15 protein-coding genes and 1 pseudogene are annotated in these 19,123 nt (G+C 35.5%); 12 read left to right on the top strand and 4 right to left on the bottom strand.

Annotated features, from left to right (window positions below):
• Window positions 1-4 precede the first annotated feature (4 nt).
• The 3 genes from P3U61_RS00205 to P3U61_RS00215 all read left to right on the top strand — a co-directional run bounded on the left by P3U61_RS00205 (window position 5) and on the right by P3U61_RS00215 (window position 3,452).
• The gene (locus P3U61_RS00205; RefSeq protein ID WP_014612697.1) at window positions 5-217 is read left to right on the top strand and encodes a helix-turn-helix domain-containing protein; all 213 of its coding nucleotides are present in this window, start codon (window positions 5-7) and stop codon (window positions 215-217) included.
• Between the two features lie 240 nt (window positions 218-457).
• Window positions 458-1,501 carry a staphylococcal protein A gene (gene spa / locus P3U61_RS00210; RefSeq protein ID WP_129955972.1) on the top strand — a complete coding sequence of 348 codons (1,044 nt, stop codon included), beginning with the start codon at window positions 458-460 and terminating at the stop codon, window positions 1,499-1,501.
• Window positions 1,502-2,063: 562 nt separating this feature from the next.
• Window positions 2,064-3,452, top strand: a complete 1,389-nt coding sequence (locus tag P3U61_RS00215) for a staphylococcal protein A (protein ID WP_096548365.1) — start codon at window positions 2,064-2,066, stop codon at window positions 3,450-3,452.
• A gap of 608 nt (window positions 3,453-4,060) precedes the next feature.
• Here P3U61_RS00215 and P3U61_RS00220 read toward each other — a convergent pair.
• Entirely contained in the window at window positions 4,061-4,765 is a 705-nt protein-coding gene (locus tag P3U61_RS00220) for a GntR family transcriptional regulator (protein ID WP_242461695.1), read from the bottom strand.
• A 324-nt stretch (window positions 4,766-5,089) separates the two neighbouring features.
• Between P3U61_RS00220 and P3U61_RS00225 the strand changes: the two genes are divergently transcribed.
• Window positions 5,090-6,532 carry a 6-phospho-beta-glucosidase gene (locus P3U61_RS00225; protein WP_014612701.1) on the top strand — a complete coding sequence of 481 codons (1,443 nt, stop codon included), beginning with the start codon at window positions 5,090-5,092 and terminating at the stop codon, window positions 6,530-6,532.
• Window positions 6,533-7,386: 854 nt separating this feature from the next.
• A complete protein-coding gene (gene spsL / locus P3U61_RS00230; RefSeq protein WP_311744486.1) occupies window positions 7,387-10,179 on the top strand; it encodes a fibronectin-binding surface protein SpsL in 2,793 nt (930 codons plus the stop codon).
• A 335-nt stretch (window positions 10,180-10,514) separates the two neighbouring features.
• Here spsL and P3U61_RS00235 read toward each other — a convergent pair whose 3' ends face one another.
• Window positions 10,515-11,939, bottom strand: a complete 1,425-nt coding sequence (locus P3U61_RS00235) for a cryptochrome/photolyase family protein (protein ID WP_129948858.1) — start codon at window positions 11,937-11,939, stop codon at window positions 10,515-10,517.
• A gap of 86 nt (window positions 11,940-12,025) precedes the next feature.
• Complete coding sequence (locus P3U61_RS00240) at window positions 12,026-12,376, bottom strand: helix-turn-helix domain-containing protein (RefSeq protein WP_015729806.1); 351 nt, start codon at window positions 12,374-12,376, stop codon at window positions 12,026-12,028.
• Window positions 12,377-12,453: 77 nt separating this feature from the next.
• On the opposite strand from P3U61_RS00240, the gene P3U61_RS00245 reads away from it, so the two are divergent.
• The 7 genes and pseudogenes from P3U61_RS00245 (at window position 12,454) to P3U61_RS00275 (ending at window position 17,993) form a co-directional block, all read left to right on the top strand.
• Window positions 12,454-13,134: a type 1 glutamine amidotransferase domain-containing protein gene (locus tag P3U61_RS00245; protein ID WP_323695707.1), complete on the top strand. Its 681-nt coding sequence runs from the start codon at window positions 12,454-12,456 to the stop codon at window positions 13,132-13,134.
• Between the two features lie 24 nt (window positions 13,135-13,158).
• A complete protein-coding gene (locus P3U61_RS00250; RefSeq protein ID WP_101457115.1) occupies window positions 13,159-13,824 on the top strand; it encodes an SDR family oxidoreductase in 666 nt (221 codons plus the stop codon).
• Between the two features lie 3 nt (window positions 13,825-13,827).
• A complete protein-coding gene (locus P3U61_RS00255; protein WP_129948856.1) occupies window positions 13,828-14,832 on the top strand; it encodes an NADP-dependent oxidoreductase in 1,005 nt (334 codons plus the stop codon).
• Between the two features lie 10 nt (window positions 14,833-14,842).
• Window positions 14,843-15,199 (top strand): DoxX family protein, encoded by a 357-nt coding sequence (locus tag P3U61_RS00260; RefSeq protein ID WP_323695708.1) that lies wholly within the window; start codon window positions 14,843-14,845, stop codon window positions 15,197-15,199.
• Window positions 15,200-15,383: 184 nt separating this feature from the next.
• Window positions 15,384-15,521: pseudogene (locus P3U61_RS00265) on the top strand (helix-turn-helix domain-containing protein); the annotation flags it as partial.
• A gap of 587 nt (window positions 15,522-16,108) precedes the next feature.
• Window positions 16,109-17,275, top strand: coding sequence for an ArgE/DapE family deacylase (locus P3U61_RS00270; RefSeq protein ID WP_063278685.1), 1,167 nt, complete (start codon window positions 16,109-16,111; stop codon window positions 17,273-17,275).
• Window positions 17,276-17,522: 247 nt separating this feature from the next.
• Window positions 17,523-17,993 carry a peptide-methionine (S)-S-oxide reductase gene (locus P3U61_RS00275; RefSeq protein ID WP_214535856.1) on the top strand — a complete coding sequence of 157 codons (471 nt, stop codon included), beginning with the start codon at window positions 17,523-17,525 and terminating at the stop codon, window positions 17,991-17,993.
• A gap of 162 nt (window positions 17,994-18,155) precedes the next feature.
• On the opposite strand, the gene P3U61_RS00280 is transcribed toward P3U61_RS00275, so the two are convergent.
• The gene (locus P3U61_RS00280) at window positions 18,156-18,890 is read right to left on the bottom strand and encodes an NAD-dependent protein deacylase (protein WP_070407332.1); all 735 of its coding nucleotides are present in this window, start codon (window positions 18,888-18,890) and stop codon (window positions 18,156-18,158) included.
• Window positions 18,891-19,123 lie beyond the last annotated feature (233 nt).

Genomic DNA, 19,123 nt, shown 5'->3' on the forward strand with positions numbered 1-19,123 from the left:
TGCTATGATTAAAATAAAATTAGATGAAGTATTGAAAGAGAGAAATGTTTCGCTTACTGAATTATCAAATGCCGTTAATGTAACGATTGCAAATTTATCCATTTTAAAAACAGGAAAGGCTAAGGCTGTACGATTTAGTACTTTAGAAGCGATATGTAATTATCTTGATTGCCAACCTGGGGACATCATAGTTAATCAAAAAGATGATGTTGGATAATACGACCAAAATTTCATGAAATTCGTAAATTAGAAAATGTTTTTGCATCATAAATACAGGAGGACTAGGGTAATGTTCCTAGTCCTTTTCTTATGGGTCAATCATTGCGGTGTGCATGTAAATAAATATTTAAATCTATATCGTGTTTTGTCCTTTACTTTCTATACTTTATATTATATTATATTATATTATTAGCTTAAATGTTACATAACATATTTTATTTGAAGGGTGTTGGACTTAATGGAAAACAAAAACTTTTTTAGTATTCGTAAACTATCTATTGGTGTAGGTTCTTGCTTAATCGCGAGTTCTTTACTTGTAAACACGCCAAGTTTTGCTGAAGAAACAGATAATGCGAACATTAATGACGCACAACAAAACGCCTTTTATGAAATTTTACATTTGCCAAACTTAACTGAAGAGCAACAAAATGGATTCATCCAAAGTCTTAAAGATGATCCAAGTGTGAGCAACGACATTTTAGTAGAAGCTAAGAAATTAAATGACACTCAAGCTAAACCTGATTACAGTGAAGCACAACAAAATGCATTTTATGAAATTTTACATTTGTCAAACTTAACTGAAGAGCAACAAAATGGGTTCATCCAAAGCCTTAAAGATGATCCAAGTGTAAGTAAAGAAATTTTAGCAGAAGCTAAGAAGTTAAATGACACTCAAGCTAAACCTGATTACAGTGAAGCACAACAAAATGCATTTTATGAAATTTTACATTTGTCAAACTTAACTGAAGAGCAACAAAATGGGTTCATCCAAAGCCTTAAAGATGATCCAAGTGTAAGTAAAGAAATTTTAGCAGAAGCTAAGAAGTTAAATGATAGTCAAGCACCTAAAGTTGATAAAGCTAAAAAAACTGACAAAGCTGAAGCGAAAGCAGATGATAAAGCTAAAGGTGAAGAAGCCAAAAAATCTGAAGACAAAAAAGATAGCAAAGCAGATAAGGCAAAATCGAAAAACGCTACACATGTTGTTAAACCTGGTGAAACTTTAGATAATATTGCTAAAGATCATCATACAACTGTTGATAAAATTGCTAAAGATAACAAAATAAAAGATAAAAATGTGATTAAACTAGGTCAAAAACTTGTTGTTGATAAACAAAAAGCAACTCAAGGAAAACAAGAAGCTGTAGCGAAAAATGAAGTGAAGGCTTTACCTAATACTGGTGAAAATGATGATATCACATTATTCAGCACAACAGTTGCGGGTGGCGTAAGTATCGCTTTAGGTTCATTATTATTAGGAAGAAACAGAAAAACTAGCTAAGACTAAAATTTTCTATACTATAAAAAATTAGCTGTGATAGTAGTGTTCAAGTGCTACGTCACAGTTTTTTATTTTGCCATTAAGTAGAAAGCGCATCTAAATATAAGAATATTTTAGAAGTTAGTGCTATAAATTAAAAAGTTTTTACATTGATTTTTACCTCTTCATATTGAAAAGTGGTATTAGATATTGCCCAATGCTTGATAATGATAAGAAGTGTACTTTTAAACAAAAAAATTAATATATCCTAATAAAACTTCTGAAAATTTAAGCAAATGGAATTTTTAAAATATTGATTTATACACAAAAGATTATGATGCATGATTCATAAGGAAAGTGTAGGAAATATGTTTCTGAAAATATCATTTTACTTTCATTAACGCATTATAAATTTAAATCCATCAATTAAAATTTTGCAACATGTTATATTTAAAACTTTAATAAATTAAACCGCTCTATTTTTAGGTTAATCAAAAATTGCACTTTACTTTTAATTTTCAATAATGTAGCATTATAGTTAATGATGCAATACATAATACAAATAAATAAGGGGTTGTAATCAATGGAAAACAAAAACTTTTTCAGCATTCGTAAATTATCAATTGGGGTGGGTTCATGTTTAATCGCGAGCTCTTTACTTGTGAATACACCAAGTTTCGCAGAAGAAGGAGATAATAACGCAGAAGCGCAACAAAACGCTTTCTCTGAGGTAGTAAAATTACCTAACCTTAGCGAAGAACAACGTAATGGTTTCATTCAAAGCCTTAAAGATGATCCAAGTACAAGTCAAGATGTGCTTAATGAAGCTAAAAAATTAAATGATAGTCAAGAGGGATCTCAACCTGCTCCTGATTACAGTGATGAACAACAAAATGCATTTTATGAAATTTTACACCTTCCAAACTTAACTGAAGAACAACGCAATGGCTATATTCAAAGTCTTAAAGATGACCCAAGTGTAAGCGCTAATATTCTTGTTGAAGCTAAAAATATGAATGTTAACCAAACACCTACACAACCTGCGCCAAGTTTCGATGAAGCGCAACAAAATGCATTCTATGAGATTGTAAACTTACCAAATCTTACTGAAGAGCAACGTAACGGTTTCATCCAAAGCCTTAAAGACGATCCAAGTGTAAGTAAAGATATCCTTGTTGAAGCTAAAAAGTTAAATGACAGCCAAGCAAAACCTGATTACAGTGAAGCGCAACAAAATGCATTTTATGAAATTTTACACCTTCCAAACTTAACTGAAGAACAACGTAACGGTTTCATCCAAAGCCTTAAAGACGATCCGAGTGTAAGTAGTGATATTCTTGCTGAAGCTAAGAAATTAAATGACAGCCAAGCGCCTAAAGAAGACAACAACGTAAAAGACAATAATTCAGGTGAAAACAAAGCTGAAGACAAAGGCAACAAAGAAAACAAAGCTGAAGATAAAGGCAGCAAAGAAGACAAAGCTGAAGATAAAGGCAGCAAAGAAGACAAAGCTGAAGATAAAGGCAGCAAAGAAGACAAAGCTGAAGATAAAGGCAGCAAAGAAGACAAAGCTGAAGATAAAGGCAGCAAAGAAGATAAAGCTAAAGACAAAGACAACAAAGAAGGCAAAGCTGCAGACAAAGGTATGGACAAAGCGAAAGATGCAATGCATGTCGTTCAACCTGGTGAAACAGTAGAAAAAATTGCTAAAGCTAATAACACAACTGTAGAACAAATCGCTAAAGATAATCATTTAGAAGATAAAAACATGATTTTACCAGGTCAAAAACTTGTTGTTGACAACCAAAAAGCAATGAAAGACAGCAAAGAAGCTAAAGCAAACCACGAAATGAAAGCTTTACCTGAAACAGGTGAAGAAAACGATATGGCATTATTCGGTACATCACTTACAGGTGGTCTTAGCTTAGCATTAGGTTTATACATCTTAGGACGTGGCAGAAAAACAAACTAAGATGAGACCACAAACTGTAAAAGAACAGTGTTAACATCTTTATAAATCATATTAAAAAACTGTGTATGTAGCATTGAGTTGCTACGTCACAGTTTTTTATTTTAAAAATATGTACTAACTAAGTCAGTGAAAATATTTAAAGTTTCAATTGTCTAGCTCCTCAGAAGTTTTAAAAATCATTTCAAATTACAAATGAATTATGAAAAACCCTCCTTGTCATCTACATTATTTTATTAAAACATTTTTAATCATTATTTAATATATAGTTAATAATAAATTAAATGTATGAATAAAATTACAATATATTATATAATCGAGGAGGGATAAAATGAAAAGAATGATAGGATTCAAGCAGTTCATGTCTTTAGTCATAGTTGTTTTTTTAATTATCGTGGGCACTTTAGTATGCAATCAGCGAACCGTCAAAGCGGTGCAAGAGCACGTTGACCCAGAGTTAAAACTCGCAACGCACAATGTTTATATGATGTCGACATTGTTGTATCCAAACTGGGGTCAAGGTGTCCGGGCTAACTTAATACCTGAAGCAAAGTACTTAAAAGCCGATAATATTCACGAGATGTGCATATTACCGGCTTTTTACGGCATTTCTATCTTTTGCTCGGTATATAGAAATGGGCATTTTTGTAATGGAAAACAATATCTGATGCGTCGAATGGTATACCAGTAGTAGTGTAAAAAGTTTGGTGGTAACGTAAGCACGGGTCATTGGGTTCGAGTTTTAAGAGTTGTGCTTCATTAGTGTTGAGTTGATCAGCATTAAAATAAATATCGGAAAACCCAACTTTAACTTGCATGTTTTGTTCTAAATAATCAAAGATAGATCCTTCTGTAATTTCAGTATTCAAATATTTGACGATTTCTTTATTGTAATAAGAATATTCAATACATAACACATTGCCATCGACATAGCGTAGTCTTTCTAAATAATAAACACTATCACCTTTTGATAAATTCAGTTCTTGCATGACTGTCTCAGGAATATCAGTGATTTCTTCTAATTTTAAAACCTTACTTGTTAGTTGGTGCTCATTTAAACTTTTTGAAAAACCATTTGTTTTGAAGACATTAATGTGATTGTCATTTCTCGCATTCCTTACATAAATGCCACTGCCTTGTGCTTGATAAATAATGCCGTCATGTTCAAGTAATTCTAATGCTTTAATAATCGTACTTTTACTGACTTCATATTTTTCTTTTAAAGTCGTGACACTCGGCAATTTATCTCCTGCTCTAAATTGATGGTTTGTGATGAATGTATGAATATCATGAGCGATTTTTTCGTATTTCAGCAACAATAAGCCCTCATTTCAATTTCTAGATAATTTATTATAACATGTGTCGTTTTTTATTTTGTATCGTTATGGACAAATTGAACCGGTACAATTATAATGGACGTTGAAGACTTTGAAGTTTTTTAAAGAAAATGAAAATGTCAAACTAGGGTAGCAGTTTTTAAAATTCAAAAAAGCAAATTGAATATAATGGCTATGAAAGTGTAATTCCTATTGATGTGACGAATTCAACAGATTTTGAAGGCGTTCTTATTACAGAAGAGAAACAGATAAATAAAGAAAATCAATTTTGAACTATTAAAAAAATAAAGGAGGCAATGGATGATGTCTAAATTACCAGCAAGTTTTATGTGGGGCGGCGCTCTAGCTGCCAATCAATTTGAAGGCGGCTATGATCAAGGGGGGAAAGGGTTAAGTGTTATCGATGTGATGACAGGAGGCGCACATAGAAAAACGAGAGAAATAACAATGTCAGTGGAAGCGGATAAATATTACCCAAATCACGTAGGTATTGATTTTTATCATCGTTACAAAGAAGATATTGCCCTGTTTAAAGAAATGGGATTACAATGCCTTCGGACGTCAATCGCTTGGACACGTATTTTTCCGAACGGTGACGAGTTAGAACCTAATGAAGAGGGGCTCCAATTTTATGATAATATCTTTGATGAATTACTCAAGAATAATATCGAACCGATTATTACATTGTCACACTTTGAAATGCCATTACATTTAGCACGTGAATATGGTGGTTTTCGTAACCGTAAAGTAGTGGATTATTTTGCTCGTTTCGCACAAGTTGTATTTGAAAGATACAAAGATAAAGTCACGTACTGGATGACATTTAACGAAATTAATAATCAAATGGATACGGGTAATCCGATTTTTTTATGGACAAACTCGGGTGTAAGTTTAAATGACAATGATAATCCTGAAGAAGTATTGTATCAAGTTGCACATAATGAATTGATTGCAAGCGCAAAGGCTGTCAAAATCGGTAAAATGATTAATCAGAACTTCAAAATTGGTAGTATGATTTCTTATGTACCCATTTATCCATATTCTTGTCATCCGAAAGATATGATGAAGGCACAAATTAAGAATCGATTAAGGTATTTCTTTCCTGATGTACAAGTAAGAGGTTATTACCCGAGCTATGCTAAAAAAATGTTCGAACAAAAAGGGTATCATATTGGATGGCAGGATGGAGATGAGGAGATTTTACGAGAAGGTGTTGTCGATTACATTGGCTTTAGTTATTACATGTCTACAGTCGTAAAACATGATACACAGACTGGTGTTAGTAATAATATCATCAATAGTGGTCTTCCTAATTCAGTTGAAAATCCACACATTAAAATAAGTGAGTGGGGATGGGCTATCGATCCAGAAGGGCTACGTTATACGCTTAATGTTCTATATGAACGTTATCAAGTCCCTTTATTCATTGTAGAAAATGGTTTTGGTGCGATAGATAAGGTGGAAAACAACCAAATTCATGATGATTACCGTATTAATTATTTGAGAGAACATATAGAAGCAATGATTGATGCGGTTGATAAAGATGGCGTGGATTTAATTGGTTATACACCCTGGGGTATTATCGATATCGTTTCATTTACGACAGGAGAGATGAAAAAGCGTTACGGTCTGATTTATGTGGACAGGGACAATGAAGGACGAGGGACATTAGAAAGGTTGAAGAAAGATTCGTTCTATTGGTACCAAAAAGTGATAGAAACAAATGGTAAAGATTTAGGTGAATAACTTAAAAAGTATGTGAAAAGGCATGCTTTGGTTGGTTGTGACTGGTTTGAAAGGTACATTTTTTGATAATTAGATTCACTTTAATCGAGAGGCATTGCTTCATTTAAATTTAGTATTGCGAAGACAAAAATACATTTTTCGTCTTTTGTAAAGGAAATTAACGAAAGAGAGTCGTTAAAATGTTAAACGGTTGGAAAAGATACTTATGTTATGTGAGGAGTACGATACGTATGCAACATAAGGCGACGATGTATCGTTTCAATCTTTTGAACAAGGAGAAGTTAAAGGTTTTGAAATGGCTTCTAGGTGTGTATCATTATGAAGACAAGGTATCATCTCAATTTGTTAAGTGAGCATGCAAATTTTCGAATGGGCAATATTAATGTTGGATCAATTAAAAGAACGAGTATAAGATGAAAAAGTTGTTGTGGTTGATATGATTTTGTTATTTGTTTTGGACATCGCTTCTATGATTTAATTTTCAAGGGTAGGAGTAGTTTTGGAGACATAAGTACTTTCAAAAGATCTGAAATCCAAATTATAGATGTATGTGAGAGGCTAGGAGAAACCCTTGCTATAAAAATGTATATTAAAATTTCATAATTTATTTTAAAAACATATATAAACCGATGCTTTTATGATTGCTTCCAAAAGTTTCGGTTTTATTTTGTTAAGGCTTATTATTTTTATTACAATATATTTTATTTTTATAAATGAGGTTAAAATAAACCATTTATTTTTCTGAACATTCCGATAAATAGAATTTTCTAATAAGTTTTGAAAAACAAAATAGTAGACAACTAAAGGTTCTCGTATTATATTGTTATGAGTTATTAGAAAGGGAGTTATTAATTGTGTACAAAAATGAAAAAGAAAAGCATTCAATAAGAAAGTTATCTATAGGAGCCGCATCTGTCATTGTTGGGGGACTCATGTATGGTGTTTTGGGAAATGATGAAGCTCAAGCGAATGAAGATGTCACTGAAACAACTGGGAGAAATTCAGTGACAACGCAAGCTTCTGAGCAACATTTGCAAGTGGAAGCAGTACCTCAAGAAGGCAATAATGTAAATGTATCCGCTGTAAAAGTACCTACGAATACGACAACGCAAGCACAAGAAGATGTTGCAAGTGTATCCGATGTTAAAGCACATGCTGATGATGCATTACAAGCACAAGAAAGTAGTCATACTGATGGTGTTTCTTCAGAATTCAAGCAGGAGAAAGCTTATGCGAATCCTCAAACAGCTGAGACAGTTAAACCTAATAGTGAAGCAGCACATCAGTCTGAAGACGAGGATAAGCAAAAACCCGTATCATTTAGCCGCAAAGAAGATGAGACTATGCTTCAGCAACAACAAGTTGAAGCCAAAAATGTTGTGAGTGCGGAGGAAGTGTCTAAAGAAGAAAATACTCAAGTGATGCAATCCCCTCAAGACGTTGAACAACATGTAGGTGGTAAAGATATCTCTAATGAGGTTGTAGTGGATAGGAGTGACATCAAAGGATTTAACAGCGAAACTACTATTCGACCTCATCAGGGACAAGGTGGCAGGTTGAATTATCAATTAAAGTTTCCTAGTAATGTAAAATCAGGCGATCAGTTTACTATAAAATTATCTGACAATATCAATACACATGGTGTTTCTGTAGAAAGAACCGCACCGAGAATCATGGCTAAAAATACTGAAGGTGCGACGGATGTAATTGCTGAAGGTCTAGTGTTGGAAGATGGTAAAACCATCGTATATACATTTAAAGACTATGTAAATGGCAAGCAAAATTTGACTGCTGAGTTATCAGTGAGTTATTTCGTTAGTCCGGAAAAAGTCTTGACTACTGGGACACAAACATTCACGACGATGATCGGTAATCATTCAACGCAATCCAATATTTACGTTTATTATGATAATAGTCATTATGTAGATGGACGTATTTCGCAAGTGAACAAAAAAGAAGCTAAATTTCAACAAATAGCATACATTAACCCTAATGGCTATTTAAATGGCAGGGGGACAATTGCAGTTAATGGTGAAGTGGTCAGTGGTACGACGAAAGACTTAATGCAACCTACAGTGCGTGTATATCAATATAAAGGACAAGGTGTTCCTCCTGAAAGTATTACTATAGACCCTAATATGTGGGAAGAAATCAGCATAAACGATACTATGGTAAGAAAATATGATGGTGGTTATAGCTTGAATCTGGATACTAGCAAGAATCAAAAATATGCCATCTATTATGAAGGGGCATATGATGCGCAAGCTGAAACGCTGTTGTATAGAACATATATACAGTCATTAAACAGTTACTATCCGTTCAGTTACCAAAAAATGAACGGTGTGAAGTTTTACGAAAATAGTGCGAGTGGAAGCGGTGAGTTGAAACCGAAACCACCTGAACAACCAAAACCAGAACCTGAAATTCAAGCTGATGTAGTAGATATTATTGAAGATAGCCATGTGATTGATATAGGATGGAATACAGCAGTTGGAGAAGAAAGTGGAGCAAATCAAGGTCCTCAAGAAGAAATTACGGAAAACCACGACATCGAAGTCATTGAAGAAAACAACTTGGTGGAAATGACAGAAGATACAGCAGTTGGAGAAGAAAGTGGAGCAAATCAAGGTGCTCAAGAAGAAATCACAGAAAATCACGACATCGAAGTCATTGAAGAAAACAACTTAGTGGAAATGACAGAAGATACAGCAGTTGGAGAAGAAAGTGGAGCAAATCAAGGTGCTCAAGAAGAAATCACAGAAAATCACGACATCGAAGTCATTGAAGAAAACAACTTAGTGGAAATGACAGAAGATACAGCGTTGGAGGAAGAAAGTGGAGCAAATCAAGGTGCTCAAGAAGAAATCACGGAAAATCACGACATCGAAGTCATTGAGGAAAACAACTTGGTGGAAATGACAGAAGATACAGCAGTTGGAGAAGAGAGTGGAGCAAACCAAGGCCCTCAAGAAGAAATCACGGAAAATCACGATATCGAAGTCATTGAAGAAAACAACTTAGTGGAAATGACAGAAGATACAGCGTTGGAAGAAGAAAGTGGAGCAAATCAAGGTGCTCAAGAAGAAATCACGGAAAATCACGACATCGAAGTCATTGAGGAAAACAACTTGGTGGAAATGACAGAAGATACAGCAGTTGGAGAAGAGAGTGGAGCAAACCCAGGTCCTCAAGAAGAAATTACGGAAAACCACGACATCGAAGTCATTGAAGAAAACAACTTGGTGGAAATGACAGAAGATACAGCAGTTGGAGAAGAGAGTGGAGCAAACCAAGGCCCTCAAGAAGAAGTAACAGAGAATCAACCTCAGCAAGAAGAAATCATGGAAAACCAAGAAGTCGAAAAGAAAGGCGATAGTAACTTGGTAGAAAGTACAAAAACTCCAAAGGCCGAAGAATCAGTTAGCGTTCAGCCAACTTTAGAAGACAAAAACACAAAGAACCACGTTAACACAGTAGTAGTGAATACGAAGGTATCTGAAGTTAAAGAAAAGGATCCCCACCATACAAAAGCACTACCAGATACGGGGACAACCTCTCGAAGTCATTCCATGATGATTCCTCTCCTTCTTGTTGCTGGGTCAGTAGTGTTGTTACGTCGAAAGAAAAAGCATAGTAAGGTGAATTAAAGAATAATTTTAAAATCGTAATATGGTGAAAACAGAAATGTAGGAAAGTGGTCAATATATTTGCCATTTCCCTACATTTTTTATTTGAAATATGCTTAAGTCAAACCCATAATCTGTAAATTGATTTGAAATGTTTTTTACTCTGTTATTTAACAGTACATACAGGGCAATTAACTGTCAGATTGGTAGCTCATCATTACGTGATTTCCATTTTTGAACTCCATATATAAGAAAATCAAGCTACAAAAAGTGACCGAGGCAGGAATCAGTGCTCAGTAGATACGATACTCAATCCTTTAAAACAAAACAAGATACTTGCGATGATCATTGCGATGTCAAAAATCAATGTTAATGTCATTTTCATGATGATTCCCGTTCTTATAGTTTGTATATTGCTTGAATTGTTGCATCACATAATCTCTACTCTCTTTATGGTTTACGATGGCTTTTGGATAATCTTCTCCAATTTTTATTTGATGATTTTGTTGTATTGCTGTTACATATTGAGAGGGATTGTGAATATACTTAGGCTTTACGTCTTTCAATATTTGTAACTGTTCTTTAATAAAATCACCCATTGCATCAAAACGTTCACTTTGACGTATAGGATTGAACATTCTGAAATAAGGGACGGCATCTGTTCCGGTAGATGCAGACCATTGCCAACCATGTACATTCGAAGCATTATCGTAGTCTATCAAATAGTGTCTAAAATGTGCTTCTCCCCAAGTCCAGTTCATAAATAGATGTTTTGTTAAAAATTGAGACACTATCATACGTAAGCGATTATGCATATACCCTGTACGAAGGAGTTTTTTCATTGCTGCATCGATAATAGGATAACCGGTTTCTCCATTTTTCCAAGCTTCAAAATGAGACTGACGCTCAGACCATTCCATATTCCGATACTTGACAGAAAAAGATTGTGTCGCGGCATCTGGATATTGTGTCATTAATACATAATAAAATTCACGAAACATGAGTTCTCTGATGAAAGACTCATAACTATTTTCATCACTGTCATATCCTTCAAGTAAATGATTGATGACTTCTCGAATATCGAGTAAACCATAAGCTAAATACCTGCTTAAACCACTGATATTATCTCGGGTGATATCATCTGCTAATTGAGAATAAAGGGTAATCTCATGATTCAAAAAATGATTCCAGGATTGACGTGCATAGGCTTCTTCATCTGTGTGTTTGTCAAATTTTAAATCACTTTGGTTCATTCCTTTGGCAGCATATTGTGCTAATTGCTTCAGTTGCGTGCTTTTTTGAGGTGTATGAGCTAGATGTTGGCGATTGGCTTTATAAAAGTATGTAAATATTTGATAAGGTTGGTGTTGCTGGTTAAAAGTCTTTGATGGCTGAAAGTAGTGATTGACACGTTGACCAATGACCGAAATGTGATGCTTTTCAAACCGTTTTTTCATATGAGGATAGTCATAACTTGCTCTGTGATAACTCATAATGTCTTTGGCCATCAATACGTGAGAGAGTGATAACGCATTCGCTAATGTATCCAAATTTTTATAATCAACAATATAAGGGTGTATATTGTGTTTAATGAGGGTACTTACAAACCCTTTTACGACATGATGATAATCCTCGCGTTTTACTGTGGCCGCATCACTCAAATCTTCTATAGGTAATATCAAATATAGTTGCTTTATTTCGTCTTGATGTGTAATGACATAATCAAGAAGAGGGTTATGATTGATTCTAAAAACCCTGTTTAGTATGACGCCTAAGTGCATATGATGACCTCCTTGTGCTTTTTAACTAGAAGCACTAATGTTAATGTGAATTTTTATGTCTTTTAAGGTTTTTAGAGATATAGATGCTATTTTGAATGAGTCTCTTTTTTCAATTCTTGCTCGATTAAGTCAATGTGCGTGCTGATAAGGTTGCGTTGGTGATTTAAAAACTCTAAATGTGCCACTAAAATGGTTTTGACATCTATTTTATTTTGATACAGCATGGAGGTATATTTTTCAATTTCTTTTAAAGGCATATTGAGATGACTCAAGCATTTGATGAATTTAATCATTTCAATATCATCGTTTGTATAGAGGCGCTTATTGTTGGCGTCTCTTTTAATATTTTTTAATATATTTTTCTTTTCATAATAGCGCAGTTTACTTTTCGGTATATCGCAATGAGTTGAAACGTATTCTATATAATATTGATCCATGTAAGCATATCCTTTCAATTAAACTAAGGTTTAACTGTTATTCTACTTTATATAAACACGAATAAGGAGGCATTTCAATGAAAAAGGCATTAATTGTAGTTACAAATATTTCGAAATATCCTGATACAGAGAGAGCTACAGGTGCGTGGTTTTCGGAGGTAACACATTTTGCGAAAGATTTTTATGACGCTGGTTATGAAGTAGATTTGGTTAGTCCTAAAGGCGGCTATGTATCATTAGATCCGGCAAGTCTCAAATCTGAAATGATGACAGCTGAAGATTGGGCATATTATACCGATTTAAATTATATGAATCAGTTTGGTCATTCGCTTTCTCCTGAAGAAGTGAACCCTGATGAATATAGTGCTATTTACTTTGCAGGTGGTCATGGGGTGGTCTGGGATTTAAGAGACAATCCACAATTGAATGAAATTGCTTTGAGTATTTACAACAACAATGGTGTTCTTGCTTCGGTATGCCATGGTGCTGTCGGTCTAATAGATATTAAAGAAAATGGAGAAAATATTGTTAAAGGAAAGGCGGTAACAGGGTTTACAAACAGTGAAGAACAAGCGAATGGCACAACGCCATACATGCCATATTTATTAGAAGATGCGTTGGTGCATGTTGGTGCACAATTCAAAAAAGAAGCTGATTGGCAGTCATATGCAGTGATAGACGGTCGCATTGTAACAGGACAAAATCCGCAATCTGGGCATGCAGTTGCAGAAAATGTGTTGAAATTATTAACAAAATAATCAATGTTAAAGGAGAGAACATTTATGAAATCATTAATTATTGGAGCGAATGGTGGCGTAGGACAACATTTAGTACGTAAGTTAAAAGTGCGTCAAATGGACTTTACAGCGGGTGTGAGAAATATGTCGCAAGTGGAAACATTGAAATCTAAAGGTATCGACGCAGTATACATTGATGTAGAGAAACAATCTATCGATGAATTAGCAACCCAATTTAAACAGTTTGATCAAATTCTCTTCTCTGTTGGATCTGGAGGAAGTACAGGCGCGGATATGACAATGATTGTTGATTTAGATGGTGCTATTAAGGCCATTAAAGCGAGTGAACAGGTTGGCAATCAGCACTTCATCATGGTTTCTACTTACGACTCACGTAGAGAAGCATTTGATGCATCAGGAGATTTAAAACCTTATACAATTGCAAAACATTATGCAGATGTCTATTTAAGACAAACGAATTTAAAATATACTATTGTTCACCCTGGCGCACTAACAAATGAGCCAGAGACGCAAAAGTTTCAAATTAGTGAGCAATTTAAAGGGGTGCAACATCCTACGATTACGAGAGAAGACGTGGCAGAAGTGCTTGTATCTGTATTAAGTGATAAATCATTGCAAGGTCGCGAATTCCAGATCATTAACGGTGAACTCCCATTAACTGAAGCGATTCAAAAATATTTGGAGGAATAGTCTATGAATAATGAACAAATTGTACTTGCAACCCGCCCCAAAGGAGTCCCACAAGATGATGTGTTTCGTTTTGAAACCATTGATGTGAAAGCCCCTGAAGCGGGGGAAGTTCAAATCGAATCTATTTATATTTCAGTAGATCCTTATATGAGAGGTCGAATGAATGACACGAAAAGCTACATTCAACCTTATGCACTAGATGAGCCATTAAAAGGACATATCGTAGGGAAAGTACAACAATCAAACCATGAACAATTTTCAGTGGGAGATTATGTTACAGGTATTTTACCGTGGAGAAGAATTAATACAGTCTCTGGAGAGTCAGTGACACGACTAGATGTAAGAGATGTGCCACTCTATTTATATTTAAGCGTACTGGGCATGCCAGGAATGACTGCCTACACAGGACTACTTCAAATCGGGAAACCTCAAGCGAATGAGACGGTGGTTGTTTCGGCAGCATCAGGTGCAGTAGGTTCTGTTGTGGGGCAAATCGCTAAAATCAAGGGAGCCAGAGTAGTAGGTATCGCTGGCGGTGAAAAGAAAACAGCATATTTAACAAACGAGCTCGGTTTCGATGCGGCAATCGACTATAAAAGTAGTGATTTCGCAACTCAGCTTGAAGCAGCTGTCCCAGACGGTGTGGATGTATACTTTGAAAATGTAGGTGGCGCAGTGTCAGACGAAGTATTTAAACATTTGAATCAATTTGCGAGAGTTCCCGTATGTGGCGCTATTTCCTCGTATAATGCGGATGTAGAAGAACTAGGACCACGTATTCAAGGAACGTTAGTCAAAAACCAAGCATTGATGCAAGGATTTGTTGTTGCACAATTCTCAGATTACTTTAAAGAAGCACAAGAACAGCTCAGCCAATGGATTACAGAAGGGAAAATCAAAGCTGAATTTACGATAGATGAAGGATTTGATCAAATCCCTACTGCATTCAGAAAATTATTTACAGGCGAGAACTTTGGAAAACAAATTGTCAAAGTAGCAGAAGAATAGAGGCGATTATATGAAAAGACTAGTCGTAAGTGTACTGTTTAGTATGATATTTTATCTAAGTGGTGTCTCACATTTTAAAAAGGAAGCGATGTTTTTAAAAATCGTACCTTCTTATTTACCATTTAAGCGAGCTATTGTTAAATATTCAGGAATATTAGAATTAATGATTGCTGTGTATGTATTACTAGGAAAAAATAGAAGGGCAGTGAGAAAAATTGTCCAAGGCTTTTTGTGGTTAGTCTTCCCAGCGAATATCTATGCAGCAAGAAAGAGAATGTCATATAAAGATGAATCTAGCAGTGTCATTCAACATGTCATTCGATTACCACTACAATTTGTAGCAATTAAATTAGCAAAGTGGCTTTAGAAGTGCAATGGCCAATTTCTATACGCGTATAGGTTGAAAACACCAATAATTAATTTCAAGTCAATGGGATAACCCGGGAAATGAATGTCGAATACATTTCCTGGGTTGTTTATGGTGCGCCTGGAATGGATAACATCTTGATGGTGAAAGTCCGTTACAGGCTTGGTAGTAGGACTGTTAGCGAAAGACAAGGGCGACCATTGCGAACTTATCTATTTTAAAGACTGGAAAAGCAAAGGCCGTGCGTTTCAGTACTTTAGAGTCCATCTGTAAATATTTAGATTGCCAGCCCGGCGACATTATCGTTTATGAAGAATCGTAATTTACTCCAAATTCTTAGATAAGTTAACACAAGGGCTCGTGTATAAGGTAAGTATTCAAAAAAGGAGCTAAATACTTAAAAACGTTGATATGACAGCATTTCTCAAAACAACTGATAAAAACCCCGCATATTCTTAACGCAAAATTTCGTGTTTTTTGCGTTAAGAGTGATGTGGGGTCTTTTTATCGGAAAGCAAATTAACTGATGAAGTTGTAATGTAAATGATGATATTGCTGACTATGAACTAAGAATAATTGTTTGAGAGCGTGAAATTTTGCCAGTAGACTTTATCGCGGATGAACAAAAAGAAAAATTCATGTTTAAAAATGCTAAAACGTTGTTAGGAAGGTAAAATTATTAATATAGCCAACTCTTTTTTGGCTCATCTTGTATAGAAGTGTTTTTTTAATTTCAAAGGTGAATTAAGAAAGTGACATGAATACATTTAGTTAGATAAGCGCCCCAAATTGTAATTCATCCCCCTTTTTGAGACAATAAGTTTGTATCATAAGCGTTAAGATTGGGAGGACAGTGAACAATATTTTAGACGAATCTACTTAACGCATTTTTGAAAGGATGTGACGGATATGTCAGTTTTAAGTGCAGATGAAAAAATTCAAATTTTACGTGACATCATCGAAATCCAGTCAGTTAACGATTATGAGGTTGAAGTGGCTCAGTATTTAAAAAATTTGTTTGATAAATATCAAATTAATGCTCAAATTTTAAAACTAGAAAATAGTGAGACACGTGCGAACTTAGTAGCAGAAATTGGCTCAGGGCACCCCGTTCTTGGTGTTTCAGGTCATATGGATGTAGTGAATGTAGGAGATATAACAACGTGGCAATATGAACCATTTCAGCTAACGGAGGATGAAGATGGCCGATTACATGGTCGTGGCACAGCGGATATGAAAGCAGGTCTCGCAGCACTCGTAATAAGTATGATTGAAATTAAAGAAGCGGGATTATTGAAGAAAGGGACGATTCGTCTATTAGCAACGGCTGGTGAAGAAATTGCCAGTGAAGGGGCAGCGCAATTAAGAGAACAAGGTTATACTGATGATTTGAATGCTTTATTGATTGCAGAACCTTCACAAAATGGTATGTTTTACGCACATAAAGGGTCTATGCATTTCGAATTAACATCCAGAGGTAAATCTGCGCACAGCTCTATGCCAGAGTTAGGGATCAATGCTATTACACCTGTTGTAAACTTTATTTATCATTTGAATGAGGCGTTTCAACACGTCCATGAACGTAATCATATCATAGGCCCGCCAACAATGGCCTCTACGGTTATCCAAGGTGGGGATCAGGTGAACTCTATTCCAGACAAAGCAACAGCCTTATTCAATGTACGGACAGTGACAGAATACAATAGTCAAAGTTTTATGGCGTTATTTCAATCGATTCAAGAACGTGTAAGCGATGATCATCATCGTCTCACACTCCAAGCATATGGGGACCGCTCACCTGTTGTCACTACAGGAGAAAATCGTCTGGTTAACCTTGCGCAAGATATCAGCGAAAAATACTTTGGCGAAAAAGTTAAAAAGATTGCTTCAACGGGGGTTACGGACGCATCGCTTTTATTAAAAGATAAAGATATTCATTTTCCATTTATAACCTTTGGACCTGGTGAAACATCACAAGCCCATCAAGTTGATGAATATGTCCAAAAAGACGTTTATTTAACTTTTATTCAGTTATATCAGGAAATGTTTACAACTTATTTGAATGATGAAAAATAAAGGTTGAAAAAGCGTATACTCAATCGCGCTTCATGTATGTGGGAGCATTAAATAATGGCTTCATTCAGGCGTATTGTGGAGAGGATGACGATTTACAATGCGCCTGATTTTGATTTGAGTATTTAATTGATGAGGCGCCTAGACCGTGCATCTTATGTAGTGTGTGATGATTTAATTGAGCGTTAATCTTTCTCATTCAGATTTGATGCTCATTTTTTAATGAATCTTTAGAGAGGAAGTGAAACTGATGGAAACCATTTATCTTGCAGGCGGATGTTTATGGGGCGTACAAGCATTTTTCAAAACCATACCGGGTGTCGTTATGACAGAAGCGGGTCGTGCTAATGGGTACAGTGCGACATTAGATGGGCCGTATGATGGCTACGTTGAATGTGTCAAAACAATATTTGATCCGTCAAAAATTGATGTGACTCGCCTAATAGACGACTTATTTGAAATCATAGATCCGTATAGCCTCAATCAACAAGGTGAAGACGTTGGGCCGAAATACCGTACAGGTATCTATAGCGAGCAGTCTCACCATTTAATTGAAGCCCGACAATATATTCAAAACCGAGCTGATGCCGAATACATTATGGTAGAAGTGGCACCTCTGACAAACTATATTCCAAGTGCGGACGTCCATCAAGATCACCTTGATAAATATCCTAATGATTATTGTCATATTCCAGATGTATTGATGAGAAAATATCGATAGCGTGTTAAAAAGCCATTGATACTGTATATTTTAGAAATCACAATGGTTATGGCACATAGATTTAATGAAAGATCGCCATCACCGAACATAACACCTATAAAAGTGTTGTGTTTTCAAATCATAATCAATGCGCCATATTCCCCCGCAATAGGTATCATAAGGTCATCCGTTTCTTATGAGCTCCTCAACAATAGAGACCATATCATTATGAATAACCAGATTAGCTTGTTGATCATAAGGGGTAGTGTCTTTGTTAATAATGACAAGATGTCCACCTTGAAAATGTGAAATGAGTCCAGCTGCAGGTTGAACGACGAGCGATGAGCCCAACACAATCAATGTATCAGCATGTGTGATTTTCTGAAGTGCGTTGGACATTGTCGTTTGATCCAGCGTTTCGCCATAAAGGACGATATCCGGTCTAATCACATGTCCACATTGTTGGCATTGTATCAGTTGATGTGTCATGACTTCATTTTTCGTGTACTGTTGCTGACAATTCGGACAGTAAAAGCGATTGAGTGTGCCATGTAATTCATCGACATGTTGGCTTCCTGCATCACTATGAAGGCCATCAATATTTTGCGTGATGACACCTAATGAGTGTTGACGTTGCTCTAATTCGGCAATCCATTTGTGAACAGGATTCGGCAATTTATCCTCCAAGAGTAAACGTTTGTGACAAAAGCGCATAAAACCAATTGGGTCATCTTCTAAATAATCGGTGCTCAACAAATATTCCGGTGAGTAGCCTTCTTTTGAAATTTCATCAAACAAACCACCCATTGAACGGAAATCCGGGACACCACTTGCGACTGATACACCTGCACCCGTGAAAAATACGATGCGTTCTGAGTGGTCGATGATATGTTTTAATTGATCGATATGATGTGCCATAGTTGAATCACTCCATTTATCAATGTCACTTTCATTTTATCAAAAGTCATATCACAACAAAATAGGCGCAGGGGGTGCGAACGATCGTTGTACCGACAATTCAAGGTGAGTAGTGAGACAGTCATATATATTTCAACACAGAAAGAGACCGGGAAATCATGCTATCCCAGCCTCGTCTTCATTTTAGATTAAACAAATGATTGAAAGTAAATATGGATGATGTAGTAAAAAAT

The sequence above is a fragment of the Staphylococcus pseudintermedius genome, from assembly GCF_034042775.1.
In the GTDB taxonomy this organism is placed as follows: domain Bacteria; phylum Bacillota; class Bacilli; order Staphylococcales; family Staphylococcaceae; genus Staphylococcus; species Staphylococcus pseudintermedius.

Bases quoted from the DNA above. Each gene is read 5' to 3' on its own strand.
- P3U61_RS00225 (WP_014612701.1), top strand. From the start codon at position 5,090: ATGTCTAAATTACCAGCAAGTTTTATGTGGGGCGGCGCTCTAGCTGCC.
- P3U61_RS00275 (WP_214535856.1), top strand. From the start codon at position 17,523: ATGGAAACCATTTATCTTGCAGGCGGATGTTTATGGGGCGTACAAGCA.
- P3U61_RS00235 (WP_129948858.1), bottom strand. From the start codon at position 11,939: ATGCACTTAGGCGTCATACTAAACAGGGTTTTTAGAATCAATCATAAC.
- P3U61_RS00240 (WP_015729806.1), bottom strand. From the start codon at position 12,376: ATGGATCAATATTATATAGAATACGTTTCAACTCATTGCGATATACCG.
- P3U61_RS00255 (WP_129948856.1), top strand. From the start codon at position 13,828: ATGAATAATGAACAAATTGTACTTGCAACCCGCCCCAAAGGAGTCCCA.
- P3U61_RS00245 (WP_323695707.1), top strand. From the start codon at position 12,454: ATGAAAAAGGCATTAATTGTAGTTACAAATATTTCGAAATATCCTGAT.
- P3U61_RS00250 (WP_101457115.1), top strand. From the start codon at position 13,159: ATGAAATCATTAATTATTGGAGCGAATGGTGGCGTAGGACAACATTTA.
- P3U61_RS00260 (WP_323695708.1), top strand. From the start codon at position 14,843: ATGAAAAGACTAGTCGTAAGTGTACTGTTTAGTATGATATTTTATCTA.
- P3U61_RS00205 (WP_014612697.1), top strand. From the start codon at position 5: ATGATTAAAATAAAATTAGATGAAGTATTGAAAGAGAGAAATGTTTCG.
- spa (WP_129955972.1), top strand. From the start codon at position 458: ATGGAAAACAAAAACTTTTTTAGTATTCGTAAACTATCTATTGGTGTA.
- P3U61_RS00280 (WP_070407332.1), bottom strand. From the start codon at position 18,890: ATGGCACATCATATCGATCAATTAAAACATATCATCGACCACTCAGAA.
- P3U61_RS00270 (WP_063278685.1), top strand. From the start codon at position 16,109: ATGTCAGTTTTAAGTGCAGATGAAAAAATTCAAATTTTACGTGACATC.
- P3U61_RS00215 (WP_096548365.1), top strand. From the start codon at position 2,064: ATGGAAAACAAAAACTTTTTCAGCATTCGTAAATTATCAATTGGGGTG.